The sequence below is a fragment of the Klebsiella sp. YJ genome (assembly GCF_002108615.1).
Lineage (GTDB): Bacteria > Pseudomonadota > Gammaproteobacteria > Enterobacterales > Enterobacteriaceae > Klebsiella > Klebsiella planticola.
On record NZ_MTEG01000004.1, the window covers coordinates 154,083 to 171,224 of the forward strand.

Genomic DNA, 17,142 nt, shown 5'->3' on the forward strand with positions numbered 1-17,142 from the left:
ATAATGATTAAGAATGAGTCGCAGCAATTTTTGTCAGAGCGTCGGTAATATCTTCAGCAATTTTTGCTTTATGTACATAGCTGCGAATGATGGCGACCTGACAATGTGCAGGGAACTGATTGGCTAATTCTTTGATGGTGATATAGAGATCGGCTTTCTCTCCTACGGCATTGGCAAAATCAACGGAGGCGACGTCAGCTTTGATCCCTAATTCATCACATATTTTTTTGACATTGCTTGCGGCCATTAATGAACTGCCAATCCCGTTACCACAAACTGTTCTGATAACTAACATAATGACGACTCCATTTTATTGTGGATGAAATTGAATACGGCATTGATGTCATGCTCTTCGCGAAGGAACGACACAATATCTGATTCAATCAGTGCGGCGATTATCTGGATCATTTTTATATGGTTATCGGCATCGGCGCCGGCGATACCGATAATGACGCTCACCGGGTCAAACTCCTCGTGACCAAAGTGAAGCGGCTGGCGGGTGGTGATTAAAGAAAAACCGGTGCGGATGGCCCCTTTTTCGGGGCGTGCGTGGGGCATCGCCAGCCCGCTATCAATAACAATGGCGGGACCAAAATCCTTATAGACGTCGAGCATCGCGGTGATGTATTCGGGGCGACAAATTTGCTGGCGGGCCAGCAGCGTCCCGGATAATTCGATAGCCTGACTGGCGCTGGTAATGTTCTGATCAAGTGCGATTAACCGGCGATCAAAAATGATTTCCATAATCCAATCCTTAACGCATTTATTTTCTGAGTTAAATCATGACGAAATAGAACGCAGGAAATCATGGTTCAGGTCACATTTGAATTTTTAAACCTTGAAGTTGATCACAGTGGAATGATCTTTGCGTTATTTTTTAAGGGAAAATAACATTTATTATTATGTTAATTATCAATTGGTTATAATTGGAGTATGGAATTTTAAAAAAATATCAGGCGGGACAGAACAAAAATAAGAGAGAATTATTTTTTAGAAGTGCTTCGCGTATCACAAATATCATGGCAGTTTTTTACCAAAGCTTGAGTTTGATAACAAAAAAGCCGTCTGGAAAGCATGAGGGGCGGCGACTGCGCGCGAGAGCGCAACATGTGCTGCGGCAGAAGATAAAAAAGGCCCGCATGCGCGAGCCTTTTTCTGAACATGGGCCGATTACAGGCTGGACACGTTCTCGGTCAGGTATTTAGCAACGCCTTCCGGAGAAGCCGCCATACCTTCTTTTCCTTTTTCCCACTGTGCCGGGCAAACTTCACCGTGCTCTTCGTGGAACTGCAGCGCGTCAACCATACGCAGCATTTCGTCGATGTTACGACCCAGCGGCAGATCGTTTACTACCTGGTGGCGAACGACGCCGTTAGCGTCGATCAGGAAGGAGCCGCGCAGCGCCACGCCTTCGTCCGGGTGTTCGATACCGTAAGCTTTCTGGATTTCACGTTTGATATCAGCAACCATCGCGTATTTAACCGGACCGATACCGCCCTGGTCTACCGGGGTGTTACGCCATGCGTTGTGAACGAATTCAGAGTCGAAGGAGACGCCAACAACTTCTACGCCGCGTTTCTGGAATTCTTCGTAACGTTTGTCAAAAGCGATCAGCTCAGACGGGCAAACGAAGGTGAAGTCCATCGGCCAGAAGAACAGGACGGTCGCTTTACCGTTGGTGTGTTGTTTGAAGTTGAATTTCTCAACGATTTCGCCGTTACCTAAAACAGCTGCTGCGGTAAAATCCGGAGCCTGACGAGTGACCAGAACCATATGATTCTCCTGTTAATAATAAGGTTAATTGGAACGCAACGCGGGCAAGTATAGGGACTGGTTCATGCGAACTCAACGTGACGTTGACAATCAATGAGATAGGTTTTACCTATCAATTTATATCGGAAAACGTTGTTCAGGATAGCCTTTCTGTGAGAAAGCGCAATCTTTATAGTTCGCGCCTGGCGGCCTGCGCCATCATTCGCGGATAAAAAGTCCAGAACTGCTGCTCGAGTTTATCGTAGTGCGTATCCAGATCCTGCCAGGAGTCGCGCAGGGCATCAAGGCGCGGACGACGGCTGGCCATGCCGTTGAGGACGCTCTGAATAAAGTCCATATCTTCATAGCGTTCAAGCCAGCGCTCCGACCACAAATAGGCATTGAGATTCACGAAACGCGGCGGCGAATCGGGTAACACCGGCGTTACCTGTGCCTGGGCATAGCGGACAAACTCATTGAGCGGCATATCGGGTGAAATGCGCGCCCAGTGATACGACAGGAAGTGATCCCACATCACATCCAGCGTAATGGGCGCCACGCGGCGGGTCTGCGGGCGAAACCAGTCGCGCGCTGCTTTTACTTCCGGCAGATTATCGGTCATGACATCGATGCGCCGGTGCATAAAAATGCCGTCGACAATGTCGGCCGGGAAGTCCGACTGGGGATTGCCGCGAACAAAATCGGCCAGAAGATTGCCGGGCAGGGAACTGTCGGCGAGATGGGCTAAGTGCAGGTGTGCAAGAAAATTCATAGACCTTTTATCCTTCAAACTGCCTCTTTGTTGGCTTCAGCTACCCGGCTCATCTTTGAGCCTCGCCCTCGCGGGCCGCCACTCCGCGGCGTTCAAATCTGTTCCTGACAGATTTATCACTCACCCGGCCATAGACACCTGTCTGCTCCCGGGGACGCATTCAGCTGCCGCGTCGATGCATCTTGAATGGTTTTGTGTATAGATTATGTTATTCATCAGGAGGGGTAAAGGTTGCAGGGAGGACGCCCCGGCACTAGACTACCCGCCTCTTTATTTAGTCTGAGCCACCGTCATGCGCGTTACCGATTTTTCCTTTGAACTACCCGAATCCCTGATCGCCCACTACCCGCAGCCGGAGCGCAGTCGCTGTCGCCTGCTGTCGTTAGACGGTCCGACGGGAGCGCTGACGCATGGGACTTTCACTGATTTACTCGACAAACTTAACCCGGGCGATCTGCTGGTCTTTAACAATACCCGCGTGATCCCGGCGCGCCTGTTTGGCCGAAAAGCCAGCGGCGGCAAGATTGAAGTGCTGGTCGAGCGCATGCTTGATGACAAACGTATTCTGGCACATATTCGCGCATCTAAAGCGCCGAAGCCGGGAGCGGAGCTGCTGCTGGGCGATGATGAAAGCATCAACGCCACGATGGTGGCACGTCACGACGCGCTGTTTGAAGTCGAATTTAACGACGAACGCCCGGTACTGGATATCCTCAACAGCATCGGCCATATGCCGCTGCCGCCGTATATCGATCGTCCGGACGAAGACGCCGACCGCGAACTGTATCAAACCGTATACAGCACCAGGCCGGGGGCTGTGGCCGCGCCGACCGCAGGCCTGCACTTTGACGATATGATGCTGGAGAAGCTGCGCGAGAAAGGGATTGAAATGGCGTTTGTGACGCTGCACGTTGGCGCGGGGACTTTCCAGCCGGTGCGCGTGGAGACCATTGAAGATCACATCATGCACTCCGAGTACGCCGAAGTGCCGCAGGAGGTCGTTGATGCGGTGCTGGCGGCGAAAGCGCGCGGCAACCGGGTCATCGCGGTGGGCACCACCTCCGTACGTTCGCTGGAGAGCGCGGCGCAGGCGGCGAAAAACGACCTGATTGAGCCGTTTTTCGGCGACACGCAGATTTTTATCTATCAGGGGTATCAGTACAAAGCGGTTGATGCGCTGGTGACCAACTTCCATCTCCCTGAATCGACTCTGATTATGCTGGTTTCAGCCTTTGCTGGCTATCAGCACACCATGAATGCCTATAAGGCTGCGGTAGAACAAAAATATCGCTTTTTTAGCTACGGGGACGCGATGTTTATCACGTACAATCCGCAGGCTATTTTTGAGCGTGTCGGGGAATAACTCCGCGACATGAGTGTTTAACGTCAGACTGTTTTTCTGACGCAGGAGTTAAAATGAAATTTGAACTGGATACGACCGACGGACGCGCCCGCCGCGGCCGCCTGGTGTTTGATCGCGGCGTGGTTGAAACGCCAGCCTTTATGCCCGTTGGTACCTACGGCACCGTAAAAGGGATGACGCCGGAAGAAGTTGAAGCCACCGGCGCGCAAATTATCCTCGGCAACACGTTCCACCTGTGGTTACGTCCGGGCCAGGAAATCATGAAGCTGCACGGTGACCTGCATGATTTTATGCAGTGGAAAGGACCCATCCTGACCGATTCCGGCGGCTTCCAGGTGTTCAGCCTGGGCGATATCCGCAAAATTACCGAGCAGGGCGTCCACTTCCGCAACCCAATTAATGGCGACCCCATTTTCCTCGATCCGGAAAAATCGATGGAGATTCAGTACGATCTCGGTTCCGATATCGTGATGATCTTCGACGAATGTACGCCGTATCCGGCGGACTGGGATTACGCTAAGCGCTCGATGGAAATGTCTCTGCGCTGGGCGCAGCGCAGCCGCGACCGTTTTGACTCTCTTGGCAATAAAAATGCGCTGTTTGGCATTATCCAGGGCAGCGTTTACGAAGATTTACGTGATATCTCCGTTAAAGGTCTGGTAGATATCGGCTTTGATGGCTACGCTGTCGGCGGTTTGGCTGTCGGTGAGCCGAAGGAAGACATGCACCGTATCCTGGAGCACGTTTGCCCGCAGATCCCGGCCGACAAACCGCGCTATCTGATGGGCGTCGGCAAGCCAGAAGATCTGGTTGAAGGGGTGCGTCGCGGTATCGACATGTTCGACTGCGTCATGCCCACGCGCAACGCGCGCAACGGCCACCTGTTCGTCACCGATGGCGTGGTGAAGATTCGTAATGCGAAGCATAAAAGCGACACCGCGCCGCTGGATGCCGAGTGTGATTGCTATACATGTCGCAATTATTCACGCGCTTACTTGCATCATCTCGATCGTTGCAACGAAATATTGGGCGCGCGCCTCAATACCATTCATAACCTTCGCTACTATCAGCGTTTAATGGCTGGTTTACGTAAGGCTATCGAAGAGGGTAAATTAGAGAGCTTCGTGACCGATTTTTACCAACGTCAGGGGCGACCTGTTCCTCCTTTGAACGTTGATTAATTTTAATAATGAGGGAATTTGAATGAGCTTTTTTATTTCTGATGCGGTAGCAGCAACCGGTGGCGCGGCGCAGGGTAGCCCGATGTCTCTGATTCTGATGCTGGTGGTGTTCGGTCTGATTTTCTATTTCATGATCCTGCGCCCACAGCAGAAGCGCACCAAAGAACATAAAAACCTGATGAACTCTATCGCCAAGGGCGATGAAGTGCTGACGAATGGCGGCCTGGTTGGTCGCGTCACGAAAGTTGCTGAAAGCGGATACATTGCTATCGCGCTGAACGACACCACTGAAGTGGTTATCAAACGTGACTTCGTAGCTGCCGTTCTGCCGAAAGGCACCATGAAGGCACTGTAATCCACTTTTCCCTAAGGGAACTGCCGTGTTAAACCGTTATCCTTTGTGGAAGTACATCATGCTGGTCGTCGTTATTATCGTCGGCCTGATGTATGCGCTCCCCAACCTGTATGGTGAGGATCCGGCCGTTCAAATCACTGGCGCGCGCGGTGTCGCCGCCAGTGAGCAAACGCTGATCCAGGTCCAGAAAACGTTACAAGAAGAAAAAATTACCGCTAAGTCTGTGGCACTGGAAGAGGGCGCAATCCTTGCGCGCTTCGACACCACCGATGTCCAGCTGCGCGCACGTGAAGTGCTGGTGGACGTGTTAGGTGATAAATACGTCGTGGCGCTGAACTTAGCTCCGGCGACTCCTCGCTGGTTAGCGGCTATCCATGCCGAGCCGATGAAGCTGGGTCTTGACCTGCGCGGCGGCGTACACTTCCTGATGGAAGTGGATATGGACACCGCGCTGGGAAAACTGCAGGAACAAAATATCGACAGCCTGCGCAGCGAGCTGCGTGAAAAAGGCATCCCTTACTCCACCGTGCGTAAGGAAGACAATTATGGTCTGAGCATCGCTTTTCGCGATAGCGCCGCACGCGATCAGGCCATCTCCTGGCTGAGCCCGCGTCACCGCGATCTGGTTATCTCCACGCAGGGCGCTACCGGCCTGAAAGCGGTGATGACCGATGAGCGTCTGAAAGAAGCCCGCGAATACGCCGTGCAGCAGAACATCAACATTCTGCGTAACCGTGTTAACCAACTGGGTGTTGCCGAGCCGCTGGTACAGCGTCAGGGTGCCGACCGTATCGTGGTTGAACTGCCGGGTATTCAGGATACCGCTCGGGCGAAAGAAATTCTTGGCGCCACGGCGACGCTGGAGTTCCGTCTGGTTAACAGCAACGTTGACAGTGCCGCCGCCGCTTCCGGCCGTGTCCCTGGCGACTCTGAAGTGAAAGATACTCGTGAAGGCCGGCCGGTTGTGCTGTACAAGCGCGTGATTCTGACCGGTGACCATATCACCGACTCCACTTCCAGCATGGACGAGTTCAACCAGCCGCAGGTTAACATCTCGCTGGATAGCGCAGGTGGTAACATCATGTCTAACTTCACTAAGGACAACATCGGTAAACCGATGGCGACCCTGTTCGTGGAGTATAAAGACAGCGGTAAGAAAGATGCTAACGGTCGTGCCATTCTGGTGAAAGAGGAAGAGGTGATTAACATCGCCAACATCCAGTCTCGCCTGGGTAACAGCTTCCGTATTACCGGTATCAGCAACCCAAATGAAGCGCGTCAGCTCTCTCTGCTGCTGCGTGCGGGTGCGCTGATTGCGCCGATTCAGATCGTTGAAGAACGTACCATCGGCCCGACTCTGGGTATGCAGAACATCAAACAGGGTCTGGAAGCGTGTCTGGCCGGTCTGGTGGTCTCTATCCTGTTCATGATTTTCTTCTATAAGAAATTCGGTCTGATCGCGACCTCTGCGCTGGTGGCTAACCTGGTCCTGATCGTCGGTATCATGTCCCTGCTTCCTGGGGCCACGCTGAGTATGCCGGGGATTGCGGGTATCGTGTTAACACTGGCGGTAGCGGTCGATGCTAACGTACTGATCAACGAACGTATTAAAGAAGAGTTGAGCAACGGACGTTCTGTTCAGCAGGCGATTGATGAAGGTTACCGGGGCGCATTCAGCTCGATCTTCGATGCGAACATTACGACGTTGATCAAAGTTATCATCCTGTACGCGGTCGGTACCGGTGCAATTAAAGGGTTTGCGATTACCACCGGTATCGGTGTGGCAACCTCGATGTTTACCGCTATCGTCGGCACCCGTGCCATCGTGAACCTGCTGTACGGCGGCAAGCGCGTTAAAAAGCTGTCTATCTGAGGAGTGCGTTGTGGCACAGGAATATACTGTTGAACAATTGAACCACGGCCGTAAAGTCTATGACTTTATGCGCTGGGACTACTGGGCTTTCGGCATTTCAGGTTTTCTGCTGATTGCTGCCATTGTCGTGATGGGCGTGCGCGGATTTAACTGGGGTCTGGATTTCACCGGCGGTACGGTAATCGAAATTACCCTCGAAAAACCGGCCGAACTGGATCAGATGCGCCAGGCGCTGCAGAAGGCGGGTTTTGAAGAGCCGCAGGTGCAGAACTTCGGCAGCAGCCGCGACATTATGGTACGTATGCCGCCGGTACATGATGCCAACATCAGTCAGGAGCTGGGCAGCAAGGTCGTTAGCGTGATTAACGAATCGACCAGCCAGTCGGCGACGGTTAAGCGAATCGAGTTCGTGGGGCCGAGCGTCGGGGCTGACCTGGCACAAAGCGGCGCGTTGGCGCTGCTGGCGGCGTTAATCTGTATCCTGGTGTACGTTGGTTTCCGTTTCGAGTGGCGTCTTGCCGCCGGGGTAGTTATCGCCCTGGCGCACGACGTGGTCATTACGATGGGCATCCTCTCGCTGTTCCATATCGAGATTGACCTGACCATCGTTGCCTCGCTGATGTCGGTTATCGGCTACTCGCTGAACGACAGCATCGTGGTATCTGACCGTATCCGTGAAAACTTCCGTAAGATCCGCCGCGGTACGCCGTATGAGATCTTCAACGTGTCGTTGACCCAGACGCTGCATCGTACCTTGATCACCTCCGGAACCACATTGGTGGTGATCCTGATGCTGTATCTCTTTGGTGGCCCGGTACTGGAAGGCTTCTCGCTGACCATGCTGATCGGTGTCTCCATCGGTACGGCCTCATCTATCTACGTTGCGTCCGCACTGGCGCTGAAGCTGGGCATGAAGCGTGAGCATATGCTGCAGCAGAAGGTCGAAAAAGAAGGGGCGGATCAGCCGTCAATTCTGCCGTAAATCTGGCGCGTTCAGATAAAGCAATCCCGGTCGCAAGGCCGGGATTTTTTTATTACAGCCCGGCCAAATTTCGCTACTCTCCACTCTTAGCGCTTAATGAGATGGAGATTCCCCATGCCCGCCATAGTCCTTTCTGCCGTCGCCCAGCCCACCGTCTGGCACGATGTGCCTTCCGTGACGCTCAGTGATGAAACCCTACGCCAGCGTAAAGCCAGGGTGCTTGCGCAAATACACCAGCATGGCTACGACACGCTGATCGTGTATGCCGATAAAGAGCACGGCGGGAACTTCGAATATCTCACCGGCTTTATCCCTCGTTTTGAAGAAGCCTTGCTGGTATTGCATCGCGAAGGGGAGGCGGTGCTGGTGCTGGGTAATGAAAACCTCAAACTGGCGGCCTTTGCCCGGCTGGAAAACCGGGTGGTCCATGCGCCGTGGTTCTCGTTGCCGAATCAGCCAATGAGCAATGAAAAGAGTCTGCCTCAGCTGCTGCAGGATGCCGGTATACGCAGCGGGAGAACGCTGGGCCTGGTAGGCTGGAAGCTGTTTACCGGCAGCGCTGACGACCGCTCACAGATGTTCGATCTGCCTGCTTTTATCGTTGACGCGATTCGGCAGGCTGCGGGGCAGCAGGCGGCTGTGGCCAATGCCACGGCAATATTTATCGCGCCAGATGGCGGTGTGAGAACGGTAAATTCTGCTAATGAGCTGGCGCACTATGAATATGGCGCCAATCTGGCGTCGACGGCGATCCTCACGGCTTTGAATGCCATCGCGCCGGGAAAAACGGAAAAACAGATCGGCGCGCTGCTGGCAGCAGAAGGCCAGCCCAACAGCGTGGTAATGATTGCCGCTACCGGCGATCGCTTCGCCGATGCCCGTCTCTATCCTGGCGATAAGGCTATCCGTCGCGGCGATAAGTTTTCGCTCACCACCGGGTTTAAAGGCGGCTTAAGCAGCCGGGCAGCCTACGTGGTCGGCGATGAAACGGAGCTGGCGCCGGAGGTGGCGGACTACCTCGATGTGGTGGCGAAGCCCTATTTCCGGGCGGTGGTCAGCTGGCTGGAGAATCTGCGTATCGGGATGCGCGGCGGTGAGATGTATGCGCTGATCGAGCGGGTGTTACCGCAAGCAGAGTATCACTGGCATTTGAACCCCGGCCATCTGGTCGCCGACGAAGAGTGGCTGTGTTCTCCCATAGGGCCGGACTCCCAGGCCTGTATCCGTAGCGGCATGCTGCTGCAAATCGATATCATCCCCTCACGGGCGGGCTATGCCGGGGCCAGTATTGAAGATACCGTAGCGGTTGCGGATGAGGCGCTACGTGAGGAGCTGGCGGAGAACTGGCCGGCGCTCTGGCAGCGCATCGTCACCCGGCGGGCCTATATCCGCCAGCAGCTGGGGATTGTCCTGCCGGAGGAGGTCCTGCCGTTATCGAATACCGTTGGCTATTTACGTCCCTGGCTGCTTGATAACGCACGGGCATTGGTTTGCACAACGCCGTCCGCGTAAAACACTCCTGACAGTATGCTGTCAGGAGCCTTGTCATACACTCCTCCTGAACCCAAACAATGGACAGGAGGATGTATGCATAATGTAATTAACTGGTTTGAAATTCCGGTCGTCGATATGGATCGTGCCATCGCGTTTTATGAGCCGGTCATGCAGGTGGCGCTTCGCCGGGAGAGCATGGATGTTGCCGAACTCGCTGTTTTCCCACATCAGGATCCGGCCACCGGCGGGGCGCTGGCAAAATTTGATGGCATCACACCGTCGCTGGATGGCGCTATCATCTATTTGCATACCCACGATCTTGCCGCCACGCTTGACCGGGTAGCCTCTGCTGGCGGGCGATGCGTTTTTGGCCCGCTGGCGCTGCCGCATGATATCGGGACTATCGCCCTGTTTACCGACAGTGAAGGAAACCGCGTCGGCCTGCACCAGCCGGCTTAATCTTCAGAGCTTATGTGAAAAGAAAATGACCCGACGCGCCGACCGTTTATTTCAAATCGTGCAGATTCTGCGAGGCAGGCGGCTGACAACGGCCGCCCTGCTGGCGGAGCGGCTCGGCGTATCGGAGCGGACCATCTACCGTGATATTCGCGATTTATCGCTTTCGGGCGTTCCGGTTGAGGGCGAGGCGGGCAGCGGATACCGGCTGATGTCGGGGTTTGATCTGCCGCCGCTGATGCTGACAAATCGTGAGTCGGAGGCGCTGATGGTGGCTATCCGTTTGCTGAAAACCTGGGGCGGCGATTCGCTGTCGCGGGAGCTGGAGTCGGCGCAGGAAAAAGTGCTGGCGATTCTACCGGAGGAGAGCCGTCGCAAGGCGGAGCAGACGCGGATTTTTGCCCCGGATTTCGGCAATCAGCACTATTCCCGACGCGATTTCGATGTCATGCATCAGGCCATATCCACGCAGCGGGTGCTGGCGCTGCACTACCGTGACGAAGCGGGGAAGTTGACGCAGCGGGAAGTGATGCCGCTGGGGCTGTTTTTCTGGGGGGAGCGCTGGATGCTGGTTGCCTGGTGCGAGCTGCGCGATGATTACCGCTGCTTCCGCCTTGACCGCTGTCTGGATATCACCCCGACGGAGCGGCGCTTTCATGAGTGTGCCGATCGCTCATTGAGCGATTTTTTACGCAAGGTGAAATGTTAAGCGAAATGTCTCCCGTCTGGCTGGCGCTAAACCGGCTTTCGGGAGAAGAAACGGACCCGACGGCATAGCCGCCGGGTCGGGGATCAGGCTGGATTAGAAGTTGTAGCCGACAACAAAGTAACCGCCCCAGCCGGTAGAGCGTACGTTGAAGTCGCCATCGCCGAAGTTCAGCTTCGCATCATCGGCCCACTGACCGCCGTTATGCCAGTAACGAGCCACAACGGAGTAGTGCCAGTGCGCGTAGTTCAGCGCCAGGATGTGGCTGGAGGCGATGGAGTTGCTGGTGCGCGCGTGCTTGCCGTTCATGTCATAGAAGTTATCATCGCCCAGATCGGAACCCCAGTCAAAGTTGGTGAAGCCGATGTAGCTCAGCGAGCCGCCCCACAGGTCGGTCAGCGGGACAAAGTATTTCACTTTGAAACGGTAGCCATCCCATTCGTTTTCGTTGGATGCGCCATAGTTCTGCCACTGATATTTCGCATACACGTTCAGAGACAGGCTCATCGGCAGACCGGTATCGATATCGGTACCCAGACCCATATACCAGGTGCTCTGCTCCTGAGAATCGTTACGACCCATATCGTAGATATAGTTGTTGGCGAAATACCACTCTTTGAACGGGCCGAAGCTGAGATCGGTGTTGGTCAGCTTATCGATAGAGAAACGCGGTTCGATTTCCATAAACAGCGGGGAACCGTTGTTCCAGATACCTTTTGCCGTGCTGTTGCCGCCAAAGAATACCGGTGCATCGATATAGCCATAGAAATCAAACCAGTCTTTTTTAGCAAACGCTTCGTATTCCAGATAGGTATCGTTACGGATTTGCGGTCCAAAACGGGTGTGGTAGCTCCCCACCACGTTTACACTCTGGTGCCACCAATCAGACAGGTACTGCGGTTTATCGTTTTCTGCCGCGCCAGCAGTGAACGATGTGGACAGCGCCAGTACGGCGCCTGCTGCCAGTAATGTTTTTTTCATAATGATGCCACTGTTTAAATTAAGCCAAAAGGCGTTAAGAACGTTGCCGAAGCGTTGCTAAATATTTCGTATTTCTGTGGGGGTCTATTATAGAAATCATTGCTCACAAAAATACGTGTTGTTTCACATAACGTAAACATACGTAATCGATTGCGTTCACGATTCTATGCATTTCCTGACAGAATGCCACTGAAATTCATCCATACAGTCAATTTTTACTGAACTGTTTAGAAAAATTGTAAATGGATTTTTGGCTGGGGGACCGGGTGTCGGCGACACCCGGTGAAGGCGATTATTGCGCGGTTGCGGGCTGGATATCGTGAATGCGCAGGAAGCCGAGCTGCTCCGGCGTGATGCCGTTCAGACGTAGCGGAATATCAACGTCACTCGGCGCCAGGATGCTGGCGGGGGCGCTAATCAGCCGATCGTGTACGTTAACTTCCTGATAATTCTGCGTGGTGCCGGTGATTTGCCCCCAGGCAACGGTGGCGCTAAACGCCGGCAGCGGGTCGTTTGACTCCCCCTGGATACGCAGCGTCAGGCGGGTACCGTCGGCGTCGGCGGCGATGTCACGCAGCGACATACGCAATGTGCCGATTTGGCTTTCGAGGCGCGCCGGGGTATTGGCGCCGGGCAAAAGATAAACGCCGCTGCTGGATTTCGCATTCAGCGCGTTTTGCTGAGTAATTTTCACCGTCTGCTGATTAAGCTGAGTCATCTCTTTGCTCAACGTGCTTACGCTTTCATGCATTTGACGGACTTCACTTTGCTGCGCGCAGGCGCTGAGTGTGAACAGAGTGGTCAGCATAGCCAGCTTCAAATAACGTCTTGTCATGGTCATGGATTCCGTTTTCAGGGGATACTTCATGGTAGAACGTCTCCGTCCACGAGCCATAGATCCTTTGTCTCAAAAGCTCTTTCTTTGTTGTCGGGGCACTTCGCGGTAAACTACCTGTCAGTTTAACTTCCTGTCAGGACGCGCTATGCATTGCCCTTTCTGTTTCGCCGTAGATACCAAAGTGATCGACTCTCGTCTGGTGGGTGAGGGCTCTTCTGTGCGTCGTCGTCGGCAGTGCCTGGTTTGTAACGAACGTTTCACCACGTTCGAGGTGGCAGAGCTGGTGATGCCGCGTGTGGTCAAGAGCAACGATGTGCGGGAACCCTTCAATGAAGATAAGCTGCGCAGCGGAATGCTGAAAGCGCTGGAAAAACGGCCGGTCAGCGCTGATGATGTGGAAATGGCGCTCAATCATATCAAAACCCATTTACGCGGCACCGGCGAGCGCGAAGTCCCGAGCAAAATGATCGGCAACCTGGTGATGGAGCAGCTGAAAAAGCTCGATAAAGTTGCCTATATCCGCTTTGCTTCCGTCTATCGCAGTTTTGAAGATATCAAAGAGTTCGGCGAAGAGATCGCCCGCTTACAGGACTAAGCCATGCATGACGAAATGTACATGGCGCGAGCGCTTAAGCTGGCGCAGCGCGGGCGCTTTACGACCCATCCCAATCCGAATGTCGGCTGTGTGATCGTCAAGGACGGTGAGATTGTCGGCGAAGGTTTTCACTATCGCGCCGGCGAGCCGCATGCGGAAGTGCATGCGCTGCGCATGGCTGGCGAAAAAGCCCGGGGCGCTACTGCCTATGTGACGCTGGAACCCTGCAGTCATCACGGCCGAACGCCGCCGTGCTGCGACGCGCTGATTACCGCGGGCGTTTCCCGCGTCGTGGCCGCCATGCAGGACCCCAACCCGCAGGTGGCGGGGCGCGGCCTGTATCGCCTGCAGCAGGAAGGGATTGACGTCAGCCACGGCCTGATGATGGGCGAAGCCGAAGCGCTGAACAAAGGCTTTCTTAAGCGGATGCGCACCGGTTTCCCTTACATACAGCTAAAAATGGGCGCTTCTCTGGATGGTCGCACCGCGATGGCCAGCGGCGAAAGCCAGTGGATAACCTCGCCGCAGGCACGACGCGACGTGCAGCGTCTGCGTGCGCAAAGCCATGCGATCCTGACCAGCAGCGCGACCGTCCTGGCAGACGATCCGGCATTAACCGTACGCTGGGAAGAGCTCGATGCCGATATTCGCGCCCGCTACCCGCAGGAAAACCTGCGCCAGCCGCTGCGTATTGTGATCGATAGCCATAATCGCGTTACCCCTGAGCACCGCATCGTGCAGCAGGCGGGAGAGACTCTGTTTGCCCGCACTCAGGCCGATGACCGCAGCTGGCCGGAAAGCGTGCGAACGCTGATGGTGCCGGAACATAACGGCCATCTCGATCTGGTGTTACTGATGATGCAGCTTGGCAAACAGCAGGTTAACAGCATTTGGGTGGAAGCGGGGCCGACGCTCGCCGGCGCATTGTTGCAGGCCGGGCTGGTGGACGAGCTTATCGTCTATATTGCGCCTAAACTGTTAGGCAGCGACGCACGCGGGCTGTGCGTGCTACCGGGGCTTGAGAAACTGGCCGCAGCCCCCCATTTCAAATTCAACGAGATACGCCAGGTAGGCCCCGATCTTTGCCTGCATTTAGTGGGCGCATGATCTTCCCTTTCGCAAGGGAAAACAGCATCGCTACGCGAAATCATTCAAGATGCGTCGAGGCGGCCAATCCGGGAATCCCCGTCGGCTTACAGCCGTAAGTGACCGGGGGCGACGGGCTCCGCCAACGCGGAGGCAGTTTGAAGGATGAAGTGTATAAATTATTATGATAGAATCCGCCCCCCTTGCGGGGCTATATGAACCCGAAGGAAGAGTATGAACATTATTGAAGCTAACGTTGCTACCCCGGACGCTCGCGTCGCCATCACCATTGCGCGTTTCAACAACTTTATCAATGACAGCCTGCTGGAAGGTGCTATTGACGCACTCAAGCGCATCGGTCAGGTAAAAGATGAAAATATTACCGTTGTTTGGGTTCCAGGCGCGTATGAGCTGCCGCTGGCGGCTGGCGTGCTGGCTAAAACCGGTAAATATGACGCAGTGATTGCTCTGGGTACGGTGATTCGTGGGGGTACCGCGCACTTTGAATATGTGGCTGGCGGAGCAAGCAATGGCCTCGCACATGTCGCGCAGGACAGCGAAATCCCGGTAGCCTTTGGTGTTCTGACGACAGAAAGCATTGAACAAGCCATCGAACGCGCTGGTACCAAAGCCGGTAACAAAGGCGCAGAAGCTGCGCTGACCGCGCTGGAAATGATTAACGTATTGAAAGCCATCAAGGCCTGAATTTTTTTGTAAGGGGAATTCCGTGAAACCTGCTGCTCGTCGCCGCGCCCGTGAGTGTGCCGTCCAGGCGCTTTACTCCTGGCAGTTGTCCCAGAACGACATCGCTGATGTTGAATACCAGTTCCTGGCGGAACAGGATGTCAAAGATGTCGACGTTCTGTATTTCCGCGAACTGCTGTCCGGAGTGGCGACTAACAGCGCATACCTCGACGGCCTGATGAAGCCGTACCTGTCCCGCCTGCTTGAAGAGCTGGGTCAGGTGGAGAAAGCGGTACTGCGTATCGCCTTGTTCGAGCTGTCTAAACGTGACGATGTTCCGTATAAAGTTGCGATTAACGAAGCTATCGAACTGGCGAAAACCTTCGGCGCCGAAGATAGCCATAAGTTTGTTAACGGCGTGCTGGACAAAGCAGCCCCGGCAATTCGTCCCAACAAAAAGTAAACTCCAGGCCGGGTCTCGCGGGATGTCATCCACGCAAGGTCCGGCCTTATTCTTTTCTTTTGCTGAGGCATAACGTATGGCATGCGGCGAATTTTCCCTGATTGCCCGTTATTTTGATCGCGTAAAAAGCATGCGTCTCGATGTGGAAACCGGCATCGGCGATGACTGCGCTCTCCTGAACATTCCCGAGAAAAAAACGCTGGCAATCAGCACCGACACCCTGGTGGCGGGCAACCATTTTTTACCTGATATCGATCCTGCCGATCTGGCTTACAAGGCGCTGGCGGTCAATCTGAGCGATCTCGCGGCGATGGGCGCCGAACCGGCGTGGTTGACGCTGGCGTTAACGCTACCGGAAGCGGATGAAGCGTGGCTGGCAGCGTTCAGCGATAGCCTGTTCATGCAGCTCAACTATTACGATATGCAGCTGATCGGCGGTGATACTACCCGCGGTCCGCTGTCGATGACCCTGGGTATTCACGGTTTTGTCCCGCCAGGACGCGCTCTGAAGCGTTCCGGTGCGAAGCCTGGCGACTGGATATACGTCACCGGCACCCCCGGCGACAGCGCCGCAGGATTGGCCATTTTGCAGGATCGTCTGGTGGTGGAGTCAGCGGCTGACGCCGACTACCTGCTGGCGCGCCATTTGCGCCCGATGCCGCGCGTGTTACAAGGACAGGCGCTGCGCGATCTGGCCAGCTCGGCCATCGATCTGTCCGACGGTCTTATCTCCGATCTGGGGCACATTCTGAAGGCCAGCGGCTGCGGCGCGCGGATCGATCTTGACGCGATGCCGTTATCCGATGCGCTGCTGCGCCATGCGGAGAGGGAGCAGGCGTTGCGCTGGGCGCTCTCTGGCGGTGAAGACTACGAACTGTGCTTTACCGTGCCTGAACTTAACCGCGGCGCGCTTGATGTGGCTATCGGCCAGCTTGGGGCGCGCTTTACCTGCATTGGACAGATTAGCGCCGAGGCGGACGGTTTGCAGCTGATGCAATCCGGTAAACCGGTCCAGCTGGATTTACAGGGGTACGATCACTTTGGTGCGTAGTAAAGATATCGCAAAAAGCCGCCTCAATATGCTGAATCCCTGGCATTTGCTGGCGACCGGTTTTGGCAGCGGGTTAAGCCCCGTGGTGCCTGGCACAATGGGTTCGCTGGCGGCGATTCCGTTCTGGTATCTGATGACCTTTCTCCCCTGGCAGCTCTATTCGCTGGTGGTGATGATGGGCATCTGTATCGGGGTCTATATCTGCCATCGCACGGCGAAAGATATGGGCACGCACGACCACGGGAGCATCGTCTGGGACGAGTTTGTCGGGATGTGGATCACCTTGATGGCGCTGCCGACGCTTGACTGGCAATGGGTCGCCGCCGGGTTTGTTATCTTCCGTATTTTTGATATGTGGAAACCGTGGCCGATTCGCTGGTTTGACCGCAATATCCACGGCGGGATGGGGATCATGGTCGATGATATTGTCGCCGGGGTAATCTCCGCCGGCGTGCTGTATCTGATAGGCCACCACTGGCCGATTGGTCTTTTCTGAGCTCACTCCCCGGG

General features: G+C 54.9%; 20 protein-coding genes. 14 read left to right on the forward strand and 6 right to left on the reverse strand.

The genetic code is table 11. The features are described 5' to 3' along the window. Positions 1–7: 7 nt before the first annotated feature. The 4 genes from BV390_RS04865 to acpH form a co-directional block, all read right to left on the reverse strand. A complete protein-coding gene (locus BV390_RS04865; protein WP_004858566.1) occupies positions 8–295 on the reverse strand; it encodes a PTS sugar transporter subunit IIB in 288 nt (95 codons plus the stop codon). Beyond that, on the reverse strand, positions 289–744 hold the full coding sequence (locus tag BV390_RS04870; RefSeq protein ID WP_032696557.1) for a PTS sugar transporter subunit IIA: 456 nt from the start codon (positions 742–744) through the stop codon (positions 289–291). The genes BV390_RS04865 and BV390_RS04870 overlap by 7 nt, the downstream gene beginning before the upstream one ends. Before the next feature lie 426 nt (positions 745–1,170). Beyond that, a complete protein-coding gene (locus BV390_RS04875) occupies positions 1,171–1,773 on the reverse strand; it encodes a peroxiredoxin (RefSeq protein WP_004858569.1) in 603 nt (200 codons plus the stop codon). A 169-nt stretch (positions 1,774–1,942) separates the two neighbouring features. Then, positions 1,943–2,524, reverse strand: coding sequence for an ACP phosphodiesterase (acpH, locus tag BV390_RS04880; protein WP_032700699.1), 582 nt, complete (start codon positions 2,522–2,524; stop codon positions 1,943–1,945). Positions 2,525–2,816: 292 nt separating this feature from the next. Between acpH and queA the strand changes: the two genes are divergently transcribed. The 8 genes from queA (at position 2,817) to BV390_RS04920 (ending at position 10,937) form a co-directional block, all read left to right on the forward strand. Continuing rightward, on the forward strand, positions 2,817–3,887 hold the full coding sequence (gene queA, locus BV390_RS04885; RefSeq protein ID WP_032689270.1) for a tRNA preQ1(34) S-adenosylmethionine ribosyltransferase-isomerase QueA: 1,071 nt from the start codon (positions 2,817–2,819) through the stop codon (positions 3,885–3,887). 53 nt (positions 3,888–3,940) lie between these two features. Further along, positions 3,941–5,068, forward strand: a complete 1,128-nt coding sequence (gene tgt, locus BV390_RS04890) for a tRNA guanosine(34) transglycosylase Tgt (RefSeq protein WP_032689269.1) — start codon at positions 3,941–3,943, stop codon at positions 5,066–5,068. A 22-nt stretch (positions 5,069–5,090) separates the two neighbouring features. Beyond that, entirely contained in the window at positions 5,091–5,423 is a 333-nt protein-coding gene (gene yajC, locus BV390_RS04895) for a preprotein translocase subunit YajC (RefSeq protein ID WP_004099423.1), read from the forward strand. A gap of 25 nt (positions 5,424–5,448) precedes the next feature. Continuing rightward, a complete protein-coding gene (secD, locus tag BV390_RS04900; RefSeq protein WP_015585040.1) occupies positions 5,449–7,296 on the forward strand; it encodes a protein translocase subunit SecD in 1,848 nt (615 codons plus the stop codon). A gap of 10 nt (positions 7,297–7,306) precedes the next feature. Beyond that, positions 7,307–8,278 carry a protein translocase subunit SecF gene (gene secF, locus BV390_RS04905; protein WP_032689268.1) on the forward strand — a complete coding sequence of 324 codons (972 nt, stop codon included), beginning with the start codon at positions 7,307–7,309 and terminating at the stop codon, positions 8,276–8,278. A gap of 114 nt (positions 8,279–8,392) precedes the next feature. Then, complete coding sequence (locus tag BV390_RS04910; RefSeq protein ID WP_085396655.1) at positions 8,393–9,790, forward strand: M24 family metallopeptidase; 1,398 nt, start codon at positions 8,393–8,395, stop codon at positions 9,788–9,790. A gap of 75 nt (positions 9,791–9,865) precedes the next feature. Further along, positions 9,866–10,231, forward strand: coding sequence for a VOC family protein (locus tag BV390_RS04915; protein ID WP_032689266.1), 366 nt, complete (start codon positions 9,866–9,868; stop codon positions 10,229–10,231). Between the two features lie 25 nt (positions 10,232–10,256). After that, positions 10,257–10,937 (forward strand): helix-turn-helix transcriptional regulator, encoded by a 681-nt coding sequence (locus BV390_RS04920; RefSeq protein ID WP_046853030.1) that lies wholly within the window; start codon positions 10,257–10,259, stop codon positions 10,935–10,937. 93 nt (positions 10,938–11,030) lie between these two features. Here BV390_RS04920 and BV390_RS04925 read toward each other — a convergent pair whose 3' ends face one another. Both BV390_RS04925 and BV390_RS04930 read right to left on the reverse strand, forming a co-directional pair. Next, a complete protein-coding gene (locus BV390_RS04925; protein WP_032689264.1) occupies positions 11,031–11,915 on the reverse strand; it encodes a nucleoside-specific channel-forming protein Tsx in 885 nt (294 codons plus the stop codon). Positions 11,916–12,207: 292 nt separating this feature from the next. Next, positions 12,208–12,750 (reverse strand): SadB/YajI family lipoprotein, encoded by a 543-nt coding sequence (locus tag BV390_RS04930; RefSeq protein ID WP_032696628.1) that lies wholly within the window; start codon positions 12,748–12,750, stop codon positions 12,208–12,210. Positions 12,751–12,898: 148 nt separating this feature from the next. On the opposite strand from BV390_RS04930, the gene nrdR reads away from it, so the two are divergent. The 6 genes from nrdR (at position 12,899) to pgpA (ending at position 17,128) form a co-directional block, all read left to right on the forward strand. Further along, complete coding sequence (gene nrdR / locus BV390_RS04935; RefSeq protein ID WP_004858609.1) at positions 12,899–13,348, forward strand: transcriptional regulator NrdR; 450 nt, start codon at positions 12,899–12,901, stop codon at positions 13,346–13,348. Between the two features lie 3 nt (positions 13,349–13,351). After that, positions 13,352–14,455, forward strand: a complete 1,104-nt coding sequence (gene ribD, locus BV390_RS04940; protein WP_085396656.1) for a bifunctional diaminohydroxyphosphoribosylaminopyrimidine deaminase/5-amino-6-(5-phosphoribosylamino)uracil reductase RibD — start codon at positions 13,352–13,354, stop codon at positions 14,453–14,455. Between the two features lie 213 nt (positions 14,456–14,668). Continuing rightward, complete coding sequence (ribH, locus tag BV390_RS04945) at positions 14,669–15,139, forward strand: 6,7-dimethyl-8-ribityllumazine synthase (protein ID WP_004858618.1); 471 nt, start codon at positions 14,669–14,671, stop codon at positions 15,137–15,139. 22 nt (positions 15,140–15,161) lie between these two features. Beyond that, positions 15,162–15,581, forward strand: a complete 420-nt coding sequence (gene nusB, locus BV390_RS04950; protein WP_004858621.1) for a transcription antitermination factor NusB — start codon at positions 15,162–15,164, stop codon at positions 15,579–15,581. Positions 15,582–15,657: 76 nt separating this feature from the next. Further along, complete coding sequence (gene thiL / locus BV390_RS04955) at positions 15,658–16,632, forward strand: thiamine-phosphate kinase (RefSeq protein WP_032689262.1); 975 nt, start codon at positions 15,658–15,660, stop codon at positions 16,630–16,632. After that, positions 16,622–17,128, forward strand: a complete 507-nt coding sequence (gene pgpA, locus BV390_RS04960; RefSeq protein WP_032696553.1) for a phosphatidylglycerophosphatase A — start codon at positions 16,622–16,624, stop codon at positions 17,126–17,128. The genes thiL and pgpA overlap by 11 nt, the downstream gene beginning before the upstream one ends. The last annotated feature ends 14 nt before the right edge of the window (positions 17,129–17,142 follow it).